Origin of the sequence: Pontibacter kalidii (genome assembly GCF_026278245.1) — a bacterium.
Classification (GTDB): Bacteria; Bacteroidota; Bacteroidia; order Cytophagales; family Hymenobacteraceae; genus Pontibacter; species Pontibacter kalidii.
Genome location: NZ_CP111080.1, coordinates 45,806 through 66,511 on the forward strand (window position 1 = coordinate 45,806; position 20,706 = coordinate 66,511).

Below are 20,706 nucleotides of genomic sequence, written 5' to 3' on the forward strand. Positions count from 1 at the left end.
GCAGGTCCAGGTTTAATGATGTCCGCCCTCGTCCTCTGAATTGCGCATCTTCGAGAGCAGTGAATAGGCTCCTTTGGTGACGAAATTTGCTGAGGCCGTATCTACACCGGCAGGAAGCGCCACCTGCACGTAACCGCTCTCTGCCACGCCTTTTTCTATCGGTACCATCCTGAAGCGCTTCATGACTGCCTCACCTTCTTTCTCCTCTCCTGTGAAGAGGAAGATGTAGTCATTCCCCGCATCCTGGACCACAGCCGTTTCCGGTAAGGCTAATACCTGCTGTCCGTTAAGCTCGACATTGGCCTTCACAAACATCCCCGGAGTCAGCTCTTTGTCCTGCTCTTTCATCTGAGCCAGTACCTGAATCGTTCGCTCCTGGCTTATCTCTTTGCCAATAAGGTGAATCGTGGCCACACGCTGCGCCGCCTGCTCATTTGGCAAGGCGTACCAGACAGGCTGCCCAACTTTTAAGGCAGCTACATCTTTTTCAAATACAGTAAGCTCCACAAACATTTTATCTGTATCCGCTATCCGGAACAGCACATCCGTGGGGGCGACATACTGGCCGACACTTGCGTTTATGAATGTGACATACCCATCAATGGGGGCATATATGGGAAGTATACGGCTAATACCGCCCGCTCTTAGGGAGCTTGGATTGACTCCGATAATCCTTAGCTTTTCCTCCAATCCCTGCACACGTGCCTGCAGGCTTCTGTATTCGGCTGTTGTCTGCTGGAAGGTCTTGGCGGCCGTTACTTGTTCTTCCGCCAGTTCCTTCTGCCTTTGGTATTCCTGCTCCATAAAGCCTAACCTACTTTTTGCCTCCAGGTAATCCTGTTGCAGGGTCACAAAATCAGGGTTCTCGATCCTGGCGATCAGCTGCCCTTTCTTCACGCGCTCCCCTTCCAGCAGACTGGTACCCTTGACGAATCCCCCCATAGGGGCGCTCACCGAGGCCGTGCTCTGAGGTGGTACTTCCAATTGCCCCGTCACAACGAGGCCTTTGCTGAGGTTGCGCATTTCCGGCTTGCCCAGCGCAATGCCTGCCACCCGGTACTGCTCCGCGGTCAGTTCCGCTACGTTGGGGTTTTCCTCTTCACCGTGGCCAGCTTCCTGCTCCTGTTCTGCTTCATGGGTAGGGGCAGTTTCCTCATTGCACGAGGAGAAAAACAGTAAGCCTGCGATAAAAAATAGATTTATGTTCAGAATCCTTTTCATGTGGGACAAATTCAGCTTTAAAGTTTTTATTATTGGTTTTCTATCAGGAAGTTCAGCTCGATGACTGCCCTGTCGTACTGGTAGAGGGTATCCAGGTAATTGGTCCTGATGGCCAATGCCCTGTTCAGGCTAAGGATGTAGTCCTGGTAGTTAATTTCCCCTGCGCGATAAGCCCGGGTAGCCTGGTTGATGATTAGCTCTGCCTGTGGCAGGGCTGTCTGCTCATAATAGTCCAGGCTACCCTGCAGCTTCAGCGCCTGCTGAAGTGCACCCTCTACGTCTGCCCGCAGCTCGTTTTGTGTATCCTGTAGGTTCATTTGAGCTGCGTCTGCCTGTATCCTAGCCGCCTCTATACGACTCCTCTGTGGCTTTGCCCACAGTGGGATGGCCACGCCGAAGGACACCTCCTGGGGCGCCTCGAACTCCTCTCCCCCCCTTTTTCCATGATTCCCGGCAATGGTTCGGTTCGTATAGCCCAGCTGTAGGTCCGGCAGTAGCCTGGACCGCTCCAATTTGGTTTCCGCCTGCCGCACCTCGACCTGTTGGCGGGCCAGTCGGAGCCGCGGATTCCGCTCCAGCATTTCCTCGGTTATGCCTGGCAGGGGCAAGCGGCTGAGTACCGTGTCTGCCGTGGCTACCAGCGTGTCGGTTGCCAGCAAGGCCTGCAGGCGCTCCTGGAACACGGCCCTGTCGGCCTCCGCCTGAAAGACGCTGTTGCGCACTTCCGACAGCTGCGTCTCGGCCGTCACCTGCTCCAGCAGGTGAGTCTCACCGGTCCGGAGCCTGACCTGGGCGGCCCGGAGGAAAGCTGTGTACAGGCTATCCTGATAGGTGAGCAAGCTGAGTCGGGAGCGTGCATAGACTATTCCGTAGTAGTTGAGCCTCACGTCGCGGACGACTTCCCGCTGGCGCTGGGTCAGGCCGATCCTGCTTGCCTGGGTGAGTTCCCCGGCAAGCTTTGCCTGTCTGGCATAAAGAGTCGGAAAGGCAAACGTCTGCAACACAGAAACCTCAGTGTCATACTCTCCAGACTGTAGCTTACCGGTGGAGTACTGCAGCTGCGTCTTATTGATGTCCCAGGCTGCCCCTTTGAGCGACTGGCTCCTCTTGACGCCAAGCCTGGCGGCCTCTACGGAGGGGTTTCGGTTAATTGCCTTGGCAACGGCCTCATCGAGCGTGTACACTTCTACCGGATGCTGCTGCTGGGCCTGTGCCGGCTGCGCCCTGCCCATAAGCAGGGCAACCGTGGCCAAAACCGTCACTATCGCGGTTGCCGGAAATCCACTGTCACTTGCTTTGCGTTGCTTTCTGCTGGAGAGATACCCTTCGATGAGAATATAAAGCACGGGCAGCACCACCAGCGTCAGCATGGTGGAGGTGATAAGCCCTCCGATCACTACCGTGGCCAGTGGTTTTTGCACCTCAGCCCCTGCCGTGTTGGAGAGCGCCATCGGCAAAAAGCCAAGGGAGGCCACCGCAGCCGTCATCAGCACGGGGCGAAGACGTGTGGAGGTGCCGTTGAGCACCACATCCCGCAGGCTCAGGCTATTGTGCTCCTTGCGCTGTCGGTTGAATTCAGCGATGAGCACAATACCGTTTAACACTGCCACCCCGAACAAGGCAATGAAACCCACACCGGCCGATATGCTGAAGGGCATATCCCTCAGCCACAGGGCCAGTACGCCCCCGATGGCCGACAGCGGTATGGCAGTGAAGATGAGCAGCGAGTGGCGCACGGAGCCGAAGGTGAAATACAACAGTAGGAATATCAGCGCCAAGGCAGCCGGAACAGCCACCGAGAGCCGCTTGTTGGCTTCCTGCAGGTTCTCAAACTGCCCCCCATACGTGACAAAGTAGCCCGTGGGAAGCTGCACCTGCCGGTCTATTTTCTGCTGCACCTCCTCCACCACGCTGGCGACATCCCGCCCCCGGACGTTAAACCCCACGATGATGCGGCGCTTGGCGTCCTCGCGCTGTATCTGGTTTGGCCCTTGCCGAAACACAATGTCTGCCACTTGCTCTAGGGGCACCTGTACCCCATTCGGTGTAGTGACAAAGAGCTGCCGCACATCGGCTATGTCCTGTCTGTTCTCGTGCGTGAGCCGCACGACCAGGTCGAAGCGGCGGTCTCCCTCGTAGACCATCCCGGCGCTTTGGCCGGCAAAGGCCGCGTTGATGGCTTGGTTCACCGTCTCCACGTCCAAGCCGAACCTGGCTATCTGATCCCGTTTGATGTCCACCACGATCTGCGGCAGGCCGGACACCTGCTCCAGGTACAGGTCCTCGGCCCCCTGCACGGTGGACACGATGCTGCCAACCTCTTGGGACAGCCGGGTCAGCTCCTGCAGGTCCTCTCCAAAGATCTTGATGCCCACGTCCTGGCGCACCCCGGAGATCAGCTCGTTGGAGCGCAGCTGGATTGGCTGTGAAACGCCAAAGGTAACTCCCGGTATGGCCTCCAGCGCCTCTGTCATTTTGTTGGCCAGCTCCTCCCGTGTCTCCGCACTGGTCCACTCCTCCTTGTCTTTTAAGGTAATGGTCACGTCGGCGGACTCCATCGGCATGGGGTCTGTCGGTATCTCTGCCGCGCCGATTTTGCTGATCACATCTTTAACCTCAGGAAACTGCTCTTTCAGGATACGGGAAGCCAAGGTTACTTTTTCAATCGTCTCAGACAAAGAGCTCCCGGTCAGCAGCCTTGTCTCCAGCGCAAAATCGCCCTCCTCCAGGGTGGGGATAAACTCGCTGCCCATGCGGGAGAAAAGCACCAGGCTCAGGGCAAACAAACCTACGGCTATGGCCAAAACAAGTGCCTTGAAGCGAAGCGCTCCATGGATGATCGGAGTATAGAGCCGCTGGAAGAAATCCATCATGCGGTCGGAGATGGTGCGCTTGTGTGTAATGTTCTTGTTCAGCAGCAGTGCCGACATCATGGGCACGTAGGTGAGCGAGAGGATGAAGGCCCCGAGTATGGCAAAGGAAACAGTCAGCGCCATGGGCCTAAACATCTTGCCCTCTATACCAACCAGCGCGAGTATCGGCAGGTACACGATCAAAATGATGATCTCGCCAAAAGCAGCGGCGGAGCGGATTTTCCGCGCCGATTCGTACACCTCCTCATCCATTTGCGCCTGCGTCAGCCTGCCTTTGCTGCGCAGCCCCAGGTGGTGCATGGTCGCCTCCACGATGATGACGGCCCCGTCGACGATAAGGCCAAAGTCGATGGCTCCCAGGCTCATCAGGTTACCTGTCACGCCGAACAGGTTCATCAGGATGATGGCAAAGAGCATGGCCAGCGGAATGACAGAGGCTACCACCAACCCTGCGCGGAAGTTTCCCAGGAAGAGCACCAGCACGAAAATTACGATCAATGCCCCTTCAATCAGGTTTTTCTCCACTGTGCCGATGGCGCGCCCGATCAGCTCGCTCCGGTCGAGAAACGCCTGGATCTCCACGCCCTCGGGCAGTGACTTCCTTATCTGTTCGAGCCGCTCTTTGACCCGGTCCACCACCTGGTTGGTGTTCTCGCCCTTGAGCAGCATCACAATACCGCCCACGGCCTCCCCTGTGGCGTCCGTAAGGGCACCGTAGCGGTTGGCACTGCCGAAGCGTACCTGGGCAATGTCAGAGATTAGCACAGGAGTTCCATTGGCAGTGTTAGTGACCACGACCTTCTTGACCTCATCCAGGCTGCTGATAAGCCCCTCGCTGCGGATAAAGTAGGCGTTGGGTTTTTTGTCGATGTAAGCCCCACCCGTGTTCTGGTTGTTGCGCTCCATCGCAGCCAACACGTCACTGATGCTCAGGTTATAGCTGCGGAGCCTGGCAGGGTCGATGGCCACTTCATACTGCTTCACAAAGCCCCCGAAGCTGTTAACCTCCGCCACGCCGGGCGTTCCGAGAAGCTGCCGTCTGATGATCCAGTCCTGGATGGTACGCAGCTCCATCGCGTCATACTGCTTCTCATAACCAGGCTTGGGATGCACGACGTACTGGTAGATCTCGCCCAAGCCTGTGGAAATGGGGGCCATCTCCGGGCTGCCTATGGCTGGGGGTATGATGTTTTTGGCCTCCACGAGCCGCTCGCTCACCTGCTGGCGGGCCCAGTAAATGTCCACATTGTCTTCAAACACAATGGTCACCACCGAGAGGCCGAAGCGGGAAATGGAGCGCACCTCCTCAATATCGGCGATGGTGGACATGGTCTGCTCCACCGGGAAGCTGATGAGGCGCTCTACTTCTTGGGCTGCCAGGGAGGGGCTGGTGGTAATCACCTGCACTTGGTTGTTGGTGATGTCGGGTACGGCATCGATGGGCAGCTGCGTGACGGAATAGCTGCCCCAGACAACAAGCGCAAGGGTGAAGATACCGATGATGAACTTGTTGTAAATGGAGAAATGTATAATGCGGTCAAGCATAATTAAAGTTTTTAAATCAAAATTCTGTTAGGTTATTTTAAATGAACAGAGAAGAAATGGTAAGCCTTGGCGATGACGGCTAAAGCGCCCAGGAGGGTGGCAGCAATCAGGACGGCCATTTTTAGCCGCCTCTGCCACTTAGGTTGCCGCCCCCGCCAGTTGTGTTGCCTATTTCTCTGCCCTGGTTTCCTTCTCTTATTGGCTTTTTTCTTGCTTACTTTTTTCAATTCCGATTGGCAAAATGTTTTAGAATGCTCTCGTCGGGTTACTGCGTTCTGAATTCGAAGGAATAAACAGGAACAGAAGGACACGTACATACCAGTGCCGGTTATGTACAGGTCTGTTCACAAAAAAGAAAGGGAAACGGGTTAGGCTACCTTCGGCGGTTGCCAGATGGAATAGGAAAGGAAGGGGATAAAACTACTCTTGTACAGATCCACCTTCTGAATTGCCTGCTGTGGGGAGGTGTGCTCGATTACGGCTGTGCTTTGTGCCTGAAAATGGGTATGGCAGCAATGGCAGGAGCAAAATGGGGAGCATCCATCCGCAATATTATCCTGATGGTCCTGATGTGTGCCAGCCATAGCCACTGCCTGCCGTTCACTCGAAACCGCACTTGCCCTGTCCATGCATGGTTTCAGGGAAAGCGTGAGCAATAGCAGAATCAATATGGAGAGTATAAACCTCATTCAGTGCAAAGGTAAGAGAAAAAATAATGCAATGGCATTGCGGATGTTGAAATTATTCCTATAATGATCCCTTGAAAGGGCCAATATAATGTTACGTTAGTTTACGCCTTTAAGATGGTACTTGCTAAAAGATTAAGAGTTAGCTGGTGCTAATCTATAGCTCGAGCGTTCTACGCTGCAAATTCTGCTGGTTTACACTATCCAATGATAAAAATAGTGATAAACAACCTAGCAGCAGCTTCTGCTTTGCTGAATAGGCGGGCAAGGGACTGTGCCGTAGGAGCAGTACACGCAGCAGTCCCCTGGCCTCGGTTTCAGAAGCTTCTTGCACTTTTCACACGCATAAAAGTACTGGCAGGCATCTGTGGGCATCTGCTCTTCCTTTCGATGCCCGCACTCCGGACAGGTGATAACTGAGCTTAGACTAGTCTCTCCCATGCTTACTTCTTCTTAGCTACCTCCACTGTATAGCCCGTCTTTTTAGCCGCCTGTAGGATATCCAAGGGCTTCACCCTTGTGCTGTCGTAGGAGATGGTGGCGCTTCCAGCCTTGTACGAGGTGCTCACATGAAAGACTCCCGGCACCTCGCCTATCACCTGGCTCACCTGCGCCTCACAGCCCGCACAGGTCATTCCCTCCACTTTCAGTTCCATTGTCTGCTTAATGTCGCCCTCGGCACCGTTGGCTATCGGATTTGTTTGCCCATAGAAAGCACCTGCATAATTTGGGAAGGTAAGCAGAAGCAACGCAAGGCAACTCACCAATAGCAACACCCTGTTCGACTTCCAGAATGAGAACTTATCATTTTGCTCACAGTCGCAGCTAGAGGCTGACCTGCCCGGTTTCAGACGTTGATACCACGCCAAGCCCAGGACTGCGATGGTAATGCCTATCAGATACGGCCTGAGTGGTTCAACCCAGTCAAAAGAAGAAGCAACCCCTGTGGCACCTACCATTACGGCCAGCAGCGGTGTGATGCAGCAAAGAGAGGCCGTAAATGCAGCCACTATGCTGCTACCCGCAAGCTTAGATGAAGTATTTCTCATTTCACTTAGTTTGTTTTTATTTCTATTTCCCTGATGATTAGCTCCAACAGGGGCTTTATTACTTCCTGGCGCTCCTGCTTTAGGGAATAGAACACGGTCTGCCCTACCTTCTTACTTTGGATGATGTTAGCATCCTTGAGCTTGCGCAGGTGCTGCGAGACAGCGGGCATGGTCATTTGCAGCACGTCGCTTAGATCACAGACGCACAGCGATTCCTCCTGCTCCAACAGGTATAGTAGCTTAAGCCTTGTCTCACTCCCTGCCAGGCTAAAGACCTGGCTCAGGGTCTGTATCATACCGGCTGCAGTCTCCAGCCGATCAGAGCATAGTTGCAGTCTTTCTTTATTGGTGTAAACCCGAATACATAACTTCTCTTCTTCCATAGCAATTTCTGTCAAGCAAATTTAATAAATGATAAGTATTTAAGCAAGTACTTAAATACTTGCAAATGTTACTCAATGGTACAACCGATGGTATCAGTATTGCCACTATTTTCAGCACTAGAGGATTTAACACAACTTCATAAATTTTATGTTCTACTCCCTCATCAACTGAGGCTTATGAGACAAGTAGGAAAACTGACCATTGAAGATGTCCTGAATTATGAAACAGGAGAGCAAGTGAGCGCATATATTTTTTTTAAAAAGCCTTTAGATGAAATCACAGAGCACCGCTCAGAGTTACAGAAAGCTATTCAAGGTTACCGGGAGCCGCTGTACGTCTGCTATTACTGCAAGCAGCTGATCAGGATCAGGGGTGGGAATTTTAACAGCGGAAAAAGTAAAAAGGACAGCTTCCACTTCGCTCATCTAAAAGATAGCGCAGCCTGCCATATAAAAACCAACCATGTATACACACGGGAGGAGGTTGACCGCATCAAATACAATGGTGCCAAAGAGAGCGCACTGCACATTCACCTCAAGGAACAGATCGCTGCTTACCTGAACAAAAACAGGTTGTTTAAAAAGGGGGTATCCTCTGTTGAGATAGAAAAGGTTGTTAAAAGCAAGCTCATTGAAAAGGAGTGGCGTAAGCCTGACATCAATGCCTCTTTCCAGGATAAGCGCGTGGCTATTGAGTTGCAGCTTTCCACCACCTGGCTGAGTGTGATTACCGGCAGGCAGCATTTCTATCAGGAAGAGGGCAGCTATATACCCTGGGTGTTTCATAAGTTCAGCCTGGATGATGATGTCAGAAAGCTAACCTATAATGATGTGATCTTTACCAATCACCATAATGCTTATGTTTTCGACGAGGAATGTAGCAGGAAATCAGATCTTGAGAACGATCTGGTGCTGAAGTGCTACTACAAGAAGTATTACCGGCAGGGGCTTGAGATAATGGATACCTGGGAAATGACTTATGTTACCCTTTCCGACCTGACCTTTGATACCGTAAGCTATAAAGTCTACTTTCACGATGCGAAGAAGGAGAAGAGAGAAGTGGAACTCGCCGTTGCCCGGGAAAGAAACAGAAGAGCCCTCCTTGAAAGGGAACAAGAAAATGAAGCCGAAAAACGCAGGGCCGCACAGGCCAGAATCCTGGAGCAAAGAAAGGCTGAAGAGAAAAGAAGAATAGCTGCTCATACCGAGTTAAAAGAAAACCTGTCAAAATTAACCCAGCAGCTTCACGGGCTCCAACAGGAGAAAGATAGTGCGGAGAGGAAAGCACAACGATTACAGGAAAGAGTAGAGAACAGGATGCAAATCCTAACAAATCTTATAGCTTTTGCTGATAAAACTTATGACCTCATAACTGGTAAAAGCCGCTCAAACCCTTTCCACAGGAACTTCGAATACGGCCATTATGAAATGGTGAACACACTGCGTGCAGAGTTCCTGGAGACTGGCAAAGAGTTAGAGGCAAGCTTTGCGCGGGCATTCGTAGAGAAAGGTTACTGGCTGAAGAAGCAGGCCGACCTTCCTACACTGGGGCAAATAACAATAGCGGGAGTAAGTTACCAAATTCTACCTGAGGTAGATCAATACTTCCAGCTGATAAGACCTCATTATGCTCGAGTGAAATATATACCGAAGTCAGCTGTGGGAACGCTTTTCGAGGGGGCTGAGCTTCGGTCTGTGCTTTCTGAAACTAACCTATTGGAGGTCTTTACCAAGAGCAGCTTATTTCTCTTGGTTGAACATGGTCAGGATGTATTGACCTTTTCTGATAAAGTAGAGGCTTGCCAGAGATCTATTTCGCGCATTGACGAGATGCAAGTAGAGTTAAAGATTCAATTGCAAGATAGGATAAAGCAAACTTTTGAAGCGGAGATAGCTGACTCTAAACTCGAAAAATCGAATATTGAAATCAGTAGTGAAGCATTAGATGGTGAGATAAGCGTTTTGCAAGCAGAGGTGGTAAGCTTGAAAAGCGTCCTGGATGATTTAAGAGGCTCCTTTTAAAGCACTTTCTTTTATTTTGTCAAGTTTAATAACAAAAAAACTTGACATGTAATAGCTAAGCTACTACCTTTATAGAACCATTAGGCTAAACCAGTGCACAACTTAGAAAGGAAGTGATGAGCATTATGCAGAAAGTCCGGGAAAGAATCGAGCAGGCACAGCCCGGGCAGCTGCTGACTTACGCCGATTTTCAGGTAAGCGACAGCCAGCTGGAGGCCCTGGCAGCGGCACTCAGCCGCCTGACCAGGCAGGGGGTGATCAACCGGCTGGCGAAAGGCCGTTACTACAAGCCAAAGGAAACTGTTTTCGGGAAAGTGAGACCATCCGAAAAAGAGATCATCAAGAGTCTTAGCACCTCCAAAGGCAAAGTCAAAGGTTACGAGAGCGGTTTGGGGCTTTACAACCAGCTGGGTCTGACCACGCAGGTCCCCCGGGAGGTGACGCTGGTGACCCGCAAGCAGCGGCGGGTGGCCAGCGTCGGGAAGACCAAGATCCGTTATGTCCAAAGCCCCACCAGCTTCAAGGAGTCCGACATAGACAAGCTTCAAATCCTGGACGCCCTGCGCGGTTACAAGAAGATTCCGGACCGTAACAACAAAAAGACCATCCTCATTTTACTGGAGTACATCAGGAAGCTGACTGAGCGTGACACATCACGTCTTATAGAGCTGGCGCTGGACTACAACCCAGCTACCCGTGCCCTGCTGGGAGCCCTGCTGGAGCAGCTGGGATATGCTAAGGAGGCAGACAGGCTAAAGCAGTCACTCAACCCGCTGACTAAATACAAACTGGGCATTAGCGAGAGCATTTTGCCCAACAGAAAAGACTGGAATATTATATGAACCTGCACCAAAACCCGGAGGTATTCCGGGATGCCATTACGGCCACGGCAGAGGCCTTGCAGATCAGGGATGTGTATGTGGAGAAAGACTACTGGGTGACGCTGGTGCTTTACCGCCTGGCCCACTCCCCCTACGTGGAGCAAGCCATCTTCAAGGGCGGCACCTCCCTATCCAAAGCCTACAACCTGATCGAGCGTTTTTCCGAGGACATCGACCTGGCCATCAACGCCGACGAGGGCATGACAAACAACCAGGTCATGCAGCTGATCCGCAAAATCTCAAAAGAGATCACAAAGGACATGGTTGAAGTAGATGACCCGCACCGGACCAGCAAAGGCTCCCGCTTCCGCAAAACACTGCACGACTACGGAGCCTCCGTGCAGGGAGACTACGGACAAGCAACTGACAAGATTCTGGTCGAGATCAACTCCTTTGCCAGCCCTAATCCACACCAGCTGATGCCGATCAAGACCTATATCAGCCAGTTTATGGCTCAACGTGGTTTGCTGGAAATGATCCGCCAGTACGAGCTAGAGCCTTTTGAGGTAAATGTGGTGAGCCTAGAGCGCACCTTCACAGAGAAAGTACTGGCCCTAGTGCGGGCTTCTTATGCCGAAAACCCAGTAGATGAATTAGGTAGCAAGATCCGCCATGTATATGACCTGCACGCCATGCTGAAAGCACCTGCAGTGACCGCCTTTCTGCACAGCGAGGACTTCTTCGAGATGATCCAAGCTGTACAGGCCGATGATGCCCGCAACAGCGAGTTCCAGGGGGACTGGGCTCAGCAGCCATTGGATGCGTGCCTGCTGTTTGCAGATGTGAGAGGAGCCTGGAGTTCTTTAGAGACGGCCTACCAGCAGGAATTCCGATCCCTCGTGTATGGCACGCTGCCTGCCCCGGAGGAGGTAATTGCCGTCTTGGGAACGGTCGGTGCCCGCCTCCAGGTATTTGGAGGCAGGAAGAGTTAAGTCAGATAGGTAGCATTGACTTAGTGTAATTAGTCCCACAAGCTGTGGGATTAACTGCTCCTCAAACTATAGAATTAAATAATAAGAAATCGCCCAGGCCGTGCACAGCCTCCTTTCCTGGTAATACTCCGCTATATCTCATTGGCTATTGGTTGGCTTTCGAAGGTAAGGAAGTGTTTTCCTCCTGTATAAGCGTAGGCTTTCTTATCAGTCTGCTTCCCTCCTTTATATCCTATGATTTCCAATTCTATGGCGGCCGGCGGAGTCTTCACAGTTGAGAAACCATAGGTCTGGGTATGACACTATCAAGTTGATTGTATTTAAAAAATAATATATAACAATAAAAATTTTTAAATTCATTCTCAATATCTTTAGAAGAGCATATACAACTCATGCATATAGCTCAGATAGAAGGAATAGGCATTTTAGTAAGTAGTAGCCAATTAATAATACACATCACAGCATAGTGTTTTTCATGAATGAGGGCTAAAGAACTTATCTTAAAACAAACTTATAATAAAGGGATATTGAGAATGTATGAAAATATTTAAAATTGAAATAGATAATTACCGATTATTAAAATGCTTTTCCATTGACTTGGAAAAGGACCTTTCACTAGTTATCGGCAAAAACAATACTGGTAAAACATCTATTCTTTCTGTTCTTGATAAGTTTTTATGTAAACCTGATAAAAACAGATTCACTGTTGACGATTTTAATATTGATTTCAAGAATGAGCTCAAAACTATAATTAATGCAGAAGAGGCTTTAACTGAAGAAGGCTATACACGCTTAGGAATAAGGCTCAAGCTTTTTATCGAATATACAGAAGTAGATAACCTGTCCAATATCAGCCAATTAATGATGGACCTAGATCCAGACAATAATGTTATCGTTCTCGGTTTTGAATATACAATGGACTTTGCTGGGTATTCACAGTTGAGAAAGGAGTACCGCGAGTATGAAGCTAAACAAAACAAAAAGAAGGAGGAAAAGCAGCAACAAAACCAGAACTACAAGATCAGCACTTTACTGGACTTCTTAAAATTGAATCACACAGATTATTTTAAGATAAGTAAACACTCATTGGGGTATGATTCGGCTACAAAAAAGGCAAATGAGAGCATTTATATAGATTTGAATTCTGAAAAAATAAGTATTGCCGATATAATTAACTTCAAATACATCAGCGCCAAGAGAGATGTCACTAATAAAGATATTGATAAGACACTTTCAGGCCAAACATCACGAATATATAGGCGCACCGAGGCTAGTGATGAGCAGAACATAGCCGTTGAAGATTTCAAAGACAAACTAAGTGAAACGGATACTCATCTAAGTGGGATTTACAAGTCTCTTTTTAATAATATAGTAAAGAAAGTTAGGGATTTCGGCGGTGTAAAAATCAATGAATCAGAGATTGAAATTATCTCTACTCTTCAACACCGGGAACTACTTGAAGGGAACACTACTGTAGTTTACAAACATGATGCGGACAATCATCTACCTGAACACTACAATGGTTTGGGCTACATGAACCTCATCAGTATGATCTTTGAAATAGAGATTCTTGTACATGAGTTTGAACGGGAAAAAGAGAAAAGGCCTGCAGACATAAATTTGTTATTTATAGAAGAACCGGAGGCACATACCCATCCTCAGATGCAATATGTTTTCATTAAGAACATAAAAAGACTGTTAGGTGAAGGCATTAAGCGGAAAGATGGAGAGCATAGGGACTTGCAATATATCATAAGCACTCATTCGGCTTGCATTGTTGCAGACAGTGATTTTGACGATATCAAGTATTTGAAAAAGGAGAATGAATGCGGGGTAATTGCTAAGAACTTGAAAGACTTGAAACAGGATTATGATGACACAACTACTCAATATCAATTTCTGAAACAGTACCTAACTATCAGCCGGGCAGAAATATTCTTTGCTGACAAGGCAGTATTAATTGAAGGAGATACAGAACGCATACTTGTTCCAACACTTATGCGAAAGGTGGACATTGAAGAAGAAAAGAAGTATGCAGCATCAGTTGATCCTGATGCATACCTGCCATTGCTTTCTCAAAACATTTCTATTATTGAAGTTGGAGCATATTCTCAAATTTTTGAAAAATTCATTGATTTCTTAGGTGTTAAGGCATTGATCATTACCGACCTTGACGCTGTTGATGATGAAGGGAAAAAGTGTAAAGTAGCTTTAGGCGTTGATTACTCTAATGAGGCAATTAGGTCTTTCTTCGGTGACCCTTCTTTTAATAATCTCACGGACTTTCTTCTTACAGACAAGATTTTCGGTAAAGTTGACGGCTCTTGGGTGAACCAGGTAGATGGAAAGCTTTGTGTTGTGTATCAAACCAAAGAGAACGGGTACAATGCTAGGAGTTTCGAGGATGCATTCATTAACATTAACAAAGAATATATAAAGAATAACAAAAGTAGCTTTAGAGGGCTTCAGCATAAATCACATTTTGATAATGGCCTTGGACCTTATGAATTGGCTGAAAAGTGTATAAAAAAGAAAACACATTTTGCCTTGGACATCCTCTTCCATAGCGATGCAGATTTCAGTAACTGGGAAATTCCCTCTTATATCAAAGAAGGTTTATTATGGTTAAAGAAAGATTAACATTAGAGCCAGAAGTACAGGAAATTTTCCAGTGCATTGATAACAATTGTAACTTTTTATTAAGCGGAGGTGCGGGAAGCGGAAAAACTTTTTCTTTGGTCCAGGTTATCAGACAGGTAATTATCGAAAACCCAACTGCCAAAGTCGCTTGCATGACATATACTAATGCGGCAGTTAAAGAAATTGAAGAACGTGTAAACCATAAGAATCTAAATGTGTCTACTATTCACGACTTTTTATGGGATAATATCAAGCATTTTCAGAAGGAGCTAAAATCTGCCATTATTACATTAGCGAATGATGTAGAAGCTAAAATTTCTATCGATGAAGGAAGAGCTATTCCGGCCGATTATTTTAATAATCTTGAAAAAGGGGTTCAATACAAAGAGTACTTAAAACTCAAAGAGGGAATTATTTCTCATGACGAATTATTGATCATAGCGAATTTCCTTTTCGAAAATCACCCAAAGCTTAGCTCTATCGTTAAAGATAAATTCCAGTTTATTTTCATTGACGAATACCAAGATACAAGCAAGTCAGTCGTTGCTATTTTCTTAAATCACTTCAGAAAAAGCCAGAAGAAAAACCTTATCGGGTTCTTTGGAGATGCCATGCAATCAATTTATGATGATGGTATTGGGAACCTAGATGAATACAAGGGAGATGCAGCAGATATGGTCCGTGAGGTCAAGAAAACACAAAATAGAAGAAGCCCCCTAAAAATAATTGAATTGGCTAACAGATTAAGAACGGATGGAATAGTACAGGAGCCTTCAATTGATGAGGGTGCACCGAACATGGTAGCTGGACAGGTAAAAGAAGGCAATATTCTGTTTATTCATTCAAATAATGGTGATGTTGCAGCAGTAAAGCAGTACTTGACTCATAACCACAATTGGGATTTTAGCAATGCCAAGGAAACTAAAGAATTAAATCTTACCCATAACCTAATTGCTGATAAAGCTGGTTTCCGGACGCTGATGGATATTTATGATAGTGATCCAGTGATTGGGTTGAAGAATGATATCTTAAATAAAATCAAAAACAGCAATAAGAAAGGTTTATCTGAGATTGAGATAACCGAAGATGATAGTTTTGATACTGTTGTTAATAAACTTCAACTAAAGAATAAGCAAAGGCAACTCAAAAAGGAGTTACTGCTTCAAGATGACAATAACGCCAATCTTTATAACCAATTGAAGCACAAGCCTTTCTCAGAAGTTAAAAAAATCTATCTGTCTAAAGACGCCTTAATTGACGACAAAAAGCAAGATGAAAATGGCGATCACAAAAAAGGGTCAAAACGTGACAGTTTGATAAAACACCTCTTTAAGATCCAAAGTAATATCGTGTTATACAAAACTGGGCGATACAACGAGTTTCTTAGAGTTACTGATTATAGATACAAAATTAACCAAGTTACAGATAAGCGGACTTTAAAAAATAATATTGAAAGTTTAGTCAATGTAGGTAATAAAACAATCGAGGAAGTAATCAATGATGCTCATGAAAGAGGTATTTGCCTAATAGATGATACGTTAGAGAAGTTTATAGTAAAGAATGAGTACTTATATAATAGGGTAAAAGAAGTTCAATTTGAAGAATTTCAAAAGTTGTATGACTACTTGGAAGGTAAAACTCCTTTCTCTACACAACACAAAACTAAAGGAACAGAATTTAATAATGTACTTGTTGTTTTAGACAACGGGGGCTGGAATAACTACAACTTTGAAAATCTATTTCTAAACACAGGTAAAGAAAGCGTTCTCAAAAGAACACAAAAAATATTTTATGTTTGCTGTACCCGGGCAAAAGAAAATTTGGTGGTTTTCTATCATAACCCTAGTAAGCAAGTGATAGTTTCTGCAACTGAGTGGTTTGGAGCTAAAAATATTGTAGCCATTTAAAAAGTAAATCCTACCACTAAATTGAGATAAATATTGGTTGCTGCCTATAACATCAGTGCTACTCTCACTCCTATTGTATAAATTTAGCCTTTTTATAAAGGCTATACCATGGGAGAATACACAACTGCAGCAGATGATAACCTGTTAGGCATAGCCGACAAAGCACAGCTCAACGAACTGGAGGCAAAGGGAGTGCTGCGAGCAGAGGAGTACATGCTGGACCTGGACTTTCCAGTCGAAATCACTACCAGCCTCATTTTAGATATTCATAGAACTGCATTCGGTGAAGTTTATGAGTGGGCGGGAAAGTGGAGAAACAAGGATTTACAGGTAGGGTCCTATACGCCACCAAGGTTCTTTGATATTCCCCGCCTAATGTCGGAGTTTATCTATGACCTCAACTACCGGCTACAGAACTTAGATAACAATAACACAAATACATTGGTGAGGGATCTGGCTTGGGCGCATCACAAGATGGTGCACATACACCCCTTTGTGAACGGTAACGGCCGCTCAGCACGCCTGATTACGGACCTATTGGCTTACATGCACGGCTATCAAAGTGTGGAGCTGTATCAACGAGAAGGGGATGGCAGAAAAAAATATCTGCAAGCCGTGAAGCTTGCAGATACACATGATTTCTCAGAATTGGAGCAGATGATTAGGGCGCAGCTTAAGCCTTTGTAAGCCGCTGCTCCTCCTTCACCTCACTGTATAGCTTCTCCAGGCGGTCTTTGCTTACGCCCTGGTTCTCCAGCAGCATAGAGCCGTGCACCGACTTTACCACCATCGAGCGCACAAATGCCTCATCCTTCAGCTTTGGGTAACGGTCTCTAAGTTTCATGGTCTTTTTTTAGTAGAGTACTTGCGGCAATGCTGCTACAATACAAATAGCTGTCATCAACGACGTTAGCAAAGATAGTTGTTTGTACGCTACAAGCAATACCAGTGCCAATAATAACAACAATGATAGTGCATACGATAATTCCAATCCAAAAGTTAAAGCTGGCGAAAGTCTGGGTATGGGTATAAACCATAAGGCAAAAAGGATAAAGAAGCAGAGGGTTCTGTAGAGCCGGGAGGATGCTCTTCTATTGAGGCAGAAGGAACTCATTTCAATGATGCTTGTACAACCGTAGCCTATGAACTGGCTGGAACTCTAGAAAAGGGTCTTGCTTGTGCAGTTGAAAGTAAACGTCAGATTATGCATAAAGCTAAGTTTACTTTAACTTACTGTCCGTAAACCTAGTCTCCAACCGATGGCGCAACTCTACTCTCCCATATTTTCCAGAAAATACCTCAAATCCAAAGCCCAGAACTTCCACCTGTCCCAGTTCCCAGACCTGGCAAAGAAGCGGGCATTCATTGAAAAATGGCAGAGTGGTATTAAAAGTGGCAAAATCCTGAAGCAGAAAGAAGAGGAACTGCAGAGTGAGTTCCTGAATATTTTCTTTGGGGAGGTGCTTGAGTATGTGTATAGCCCAGAGGCAACGAGATGGAACCTAAGCAAAGAGCACAAGTCTGACTCAGACAGTACAAAGGCTGACGGTGCATTGGGTTATTTCTGGATGTTCGGCAGTGAGCGCAAAGCGGATGTGAGGGCTGTGATTGAGCTGAAGGACGCGCGAACTGATCTTGACAAGCCGCAGAACCGTTTCCACGACAAGCGCAGCCCCGTGGAACAGGCCTTCAGCTACGTTCCGAAAGCCGGCGGCAACTGCCGCTGGGTACTGGTCAGCAACTTTCTGGAGATAAGGCTGTACCACCACTCCGATCAGAGCCGCTATGAACAGTTCGATGTGATGCAGCTGCATGAAGAGGCCGAGCTGCTTCGCTTCCTGTTTCAGGTGCACAAGGACCGACTAATGCTAGAGCACGGGGAGTCGGCAACAGAGCAGCTCTACAGGGAGCGGCAGGCAGAGGAGCAGAAGATCACAAAGAACTTCTATGGGGACTATAAGAAAGCACGCCTGGACCTGTTCCGGCATCTACACAGCCAGAACCCGGAGGTACCGGAGCTGACTATATTCCAGAAAACGCAGAAGCTGCTTGATCGGGTGGTGTTCGTTTGCTTCTGCGAAGACCTGACAATCATACCGCCGTACACCTTCCGGAGCCTTCTGAAAGCTGTAAAAGAAGACAAGTTTAACCGACAGGACACCAAGATCTATGAGCGGGTGAAGGGCTTGTTTCATGCCATCGACAAGGGCTATCCGGAGGAAGGAATCAACAAGTTTAACGGAGGCCTGTTCGCCCCAGACGCGTTGCTTGACAACCTGCAGATAAAGGACAGCACGCTGGAGCACATCATTTCCCTGGAGAAGTACGATTTTGCCTCGGATCTGAATGTGAACATCTTGGGGCACATATTCGAGCAAAGCATCTCGGACATAGAGGAGACAAAGGCAGAAATAGCGGGGCAGGACTTCGAAGCCGAGACCGGGAAGAGAAAGAAAGACGGCATATTCTATACTCCGGAGTACATTACCCGCTATATTGTAAAGGAAGCCGTAGGGGGTTGGCTGCAGGACCGACAACGGGAACTGGGCTTTGAGAAGCTGCCCGAGCTTACCGAGAATGACTACGCCAGCATCCGATTCGATGCAAAGAAAAAGCTAGTGACAAATAAGGCGGTGGAGAAACACCTAAAAGCATGGGACGCTTACCGGGAGGCCCTGCGAAACATCAAGGTGCTGGATCCAGCCTGTGGATCCGGTGCGTTCCTGAACCAGGTATTCGATTTCCTGTTCCAGGAGGGGCAACGCGTGAACAAGGAGCTCGCCCGGCTGCGTGGCGGGCAGTTTGAGGCCTTTGACCTGGACAGGCACATCCTGAACAACAACATATTCGGTGTGGACCTAAACGAGGAGAGCGTTGAAATCACAAAGCTTAGCCTCTGGCTCAAGACTGCTAACAAAAGTAAGGAGCTCACAACGCTTGATGCCAACATCAAGTGCGGTAATTCACTAGTCTCTGATCCGGCAACTGCTGGAGAGAAAGCCTTTGACTGGCAGAAAGAGTTTTACGATGTTTTTGCAACAGGTGGCTTTGATGTTGTGGTGGGCAATCCCCCTTACGGAGCTACAGTCTCTGATGTGGAGAAAAAATATTTTGACGCTTTTTACTCAACTACACAGTACAATTATGATACTTATAAATTCTTCTTTGAGAAGGCAAGTAACGTCCTGAACAGTGGTGGGTATCTCGGGTACATAACACCCAACACCTTTCTGGTTTTAGAGAATGGGGTGCAGTTGAGGAAATTTCTGTTTGAAGACCATGTATTGATCAGCCTGCTTGAAACATTTAATGTTTTTCCGGATGCAATAGTGGAACCCTTAGTATCGATATTCAAGAAAGCGAGGGTAGCAGATGATTATAAATTCCATGTTTTGCTCAACAGCCGCATTAATAAGCAAGAGTTTAATACCAGCTTACTTGAAACCATTGGCTTCTCAAGAAATGATTTGTTCGAAAGTGATAAGCTCATTTTTAATTATAGGGCTACAGAAATAGCAAGAAAGCTTAGAAAGAAGATCAAGGACATAAGCACTCCCCTCGTTGAAAGCTGTATTGTGACAACTGGAGTAAAGCCTTACCAGACGGGGAAGGGCGTTCCAAAGCAGACTAAAAAGGACGTAAAAGAAAAACCATTTACAGCATTTAATTTAATTGATTCAAGCTGGTCTCCACTGATCAGAGGTACTCAGGTGAACAGATACAGCTTAAAGTGGGACGGAGAATATATAAAGTATGGAGAGTGGTTAGCTGAACCGAGAGGGAAAGAAGCTTTTCTACAACCTAAACTATTTATTAGGAGAACAGACGACAAACTGTTGACTGTATATGATGAAAACAGCTATATAGGTGTCAATTCGGTTCATACTATAGTACCTAGATCCAGCACCCTAAGCATTAAGTATGTGGAAGCACTGTTGAATTCAAAATTAATGAAGTGGGTGTTTCAGTTTGATAACTTCCACATGGTAGGAAAACCACTTGCAGAGGTAAAGGTGATTTTTGTTGAACGGCTACCAATAGTTATCGCTGAATCTCAACAGGACTTAATTGAGAGAGCAGACTTAATGAGAGCGAAGAGCAGGGAGTTACAGGAGCTCGCAAATAAGTTCTTAACACTGCTTAAGACAGAATTCAATACTGTTACTCCAAGTCAAAAGATGATGCAGTGGTATAGCCTATCTTGGTCAGACTTTGTCAAGGAACTAAAGAAATCAAAAGTGAAATTAACCTTAGCTCAGAAAGCTGAGTGGGTATCTTATTTCGAGGCGCAGCAAAAGTTAGCTGCTCAAATCCAGCAACTACTTCAGCATACTGACAATGAAATTGATCGGATGGTTTACCAATTATATAACCTCACAAGAGAAGAAATTGAGTTGATAAACCATTAGCGGTAAAAGCCCCTCACTTTACATAAAAATACTTATCGGCTGAACCGCCACAACAGGCATCAATTCAATATACACTCAGATTAGAAGCGACTTCTTTAAATAGAGAGGATAATAAAGTTTAAAGGACGCTACCAATGTGACTACCAGTTGTGACGGCT

Annotated in this window: 14 protein-coding genes; 7 read left to right on the top strand and 7 right to left on the bottom strand. The window is 47.1% G+C overall.

What is annotated here, in order from left to right:
• Positions 1–12: 12 nt before the first annotated feature.
• The 6 genes from OH144_RS21400 to OH144_RS21420 all read right to left on the bottom strand — a co-directional run bounded on the left by OH144_RS21400 (position 13) and on the right by OH144_RS21420 (position 7,670).
• Positions 13–1,221: an efflux RND transporter periplasmic adaptor subunit gene (locus OH144_RS21400; protein ID WP_137761641.1), complete on the bottom strand. Its 1,209-nt coding sequence runs from the start codon at positions 1,219–1,221 to the stop codon at positions 13–15.
• A gap of 29 nt (positions 1,222–1,250) precedes the next feature.
• Entirely contained in the window at positions 1,251–5,639 is a 4,389-nt protein-coding gene (locus OH144_RS21405) for a CusA/CzcA family heavy metal efflux RND transporter (RefSeq protein ID WP_137761640.1), read from the bottom strand.
• A 368-nt stretch (positions 5,640–6,007) separates the two neighbouring features.
• Complete coding sequence (locus OH144_RS21640) at positions 6,008–6,328, bottom strand: DUF6660 family protein (protein WP_133242694.1); 321 nt, start codon at positions 6,326–6,328, stop codon at positions 6,008–6,010.
• Positions 6,329–6,556: 228 nt separating this feature from the next.
• On the bottom strand, positions 6,557–6,766 hold the full coding sequence (locus tag OH144_RS21410) for a GDCCVxC domain-containing (seleno)protein (protein ID WP_116541362.1): 210 nt from the start codon (positions 6,764–6,766) through the stop codon (positions 6,557–6,559).
• Between the two features lie 2 nt (positions 6,767–6,768).
• Entirely contained in the window at positions 6,769–7,374 is a 606-nt protein-coding gene (gene merTP / locus OH144_RS21415) for a mercuric transport protein MerTP (RefSeq protein WP_116541363.1), read from the bottom strand.
• Between the two features lie 5 nt (positions 7,375–7,379).
• Complete coding sequence (locus OH144_RS21420; RefSeq protein WP_266206376.1) at positions 7,380–7,670, bottom strand: ArsR/SmtB family transcription factor; 291 nt, start codon at positions 7,668–7,670, stop codon at positions 7,380–7,382.
• A gap of 264 nt (positions 7,671–7,934) precedes the next feature.
• Here OH144_RS21420 and OH144_RS21425 point away from each other — a divergent pair, with 264 nt between their 5' ends.
• From OH144_RS21425 to OH144_RS21450, 6 genes are all read left to right on the top strand, one after another.
• Positions 7,935–9,779 carry a DUF6035 family protein gene (locus tag OH144_RS21425; RefSeq protein WP_133242695.1) on the top strand — a complete coding sequence of 615 codons (1,845 nt, stop codon included), beginning with the start codon at positions 7,935–7,937 and terminating at the stop codon, positions 9,777–9,779.
• 116 nt (positions 9,780–9,895) lie between these two features.
• Positions 9,896–10,621 carry a type IV toxin-antitoxin system AbiEi family antitoxin domain-containing protein gene (locus OH144_RS21430; protein ID WP_116541366.1) on the top strand — a complete coding sequence of 242 codons (726 nt, stop codon included), beginning with the start codon at positions 9,896–9,898 and terminating at the stop codon, positions 10,619–10,621.
• Positions 10,618–11,592 (top strand): nucleotidyl transferase AbiEii/AbiGii toxin family protein, encoded by a 975-nt coding sequence (locus OH144_RS21435; protein ID WP_266206377.1) that lies wholly within the window; start codon positions 10,618–10,620, stop codon positions 11,590–11,592. Before OH144_RS21430 ends, OH144_RS21435 begins: the two co-directional genes overlap by 4 nt.
• 537 nt (positions 11,593–12,129) lie before the next feature.
• Positions 12,130–14,232 (top strand): ATP-dependent nuclease, encoded by a 2,103-nt coding sequence (locus tag OH144_RS21440; RefSeq protein WP_266206378.1) that lies wholly within the window; start codon positions 12,130–12,132, stop codon positions 14,230–14,232.
• Complete coding sequence (locus tag OH144_RS21445) at positions 14,214–16,139, top strand: UvrD-helicase domain-containing protein (protein ID WP_266206379.1); 1,926 nt, start codon at positions 14,214–14,216, stop codon at positions 16,137–16,139. Before OH144_RS21440 ends, OH144_RS21445 begins: the two co-directional genes overlap by 19 nt.
• Positions 16,140–16,247: 108 nt before the next feature.
• On the top strand, positions 16,248–16,826 hold the full coding sequence (locus tag OH144_RS21450; protein WP_266206380.1) for a Fic/DOC family protein: 579 nt from the start codon (positions 16,248–16,250) through the stop codon (positions 16,824–16,826).
• On the opposite strand, the gene OH144_RS21455 is transcribed toward OH144_RS21450, so the two are convergent.
• Positions 16,813–16,983: a hypothetical protein gene (locus tag OH144_RS21455; RefSeq protein ID WP_266206381.1), complete on the bottom strand. Its 171-nt coding sequence runs from the start codon at positions 16,981–16,983 to the stop codon at positions 16,813–16,815. The two genes, OH144_RS21450 and OH144_RS21455, sit on opposite strands and share 14 nt — an antisense overlap.
• A 415-nt stretch (positions 16,984–17,398) precedes the next feature.
• Here OH144_RS21455 and OH144_RS21460 point away from each other — a divergent pair, with 415 nt between their 5' ends.
• A complete protein-coding gene (locus tag OH144_RS21460) occupies positions 17,399–20,548 on the top strand; it encodes an Eco57I restriction-modification methylase domain-containing protein (RefSeq protein WP_266206382.1) in 3,150 nt (1,049 codons plus the stop codon).
• Positions 20,549–20,706: the final 158 nt, after the last annotated feature.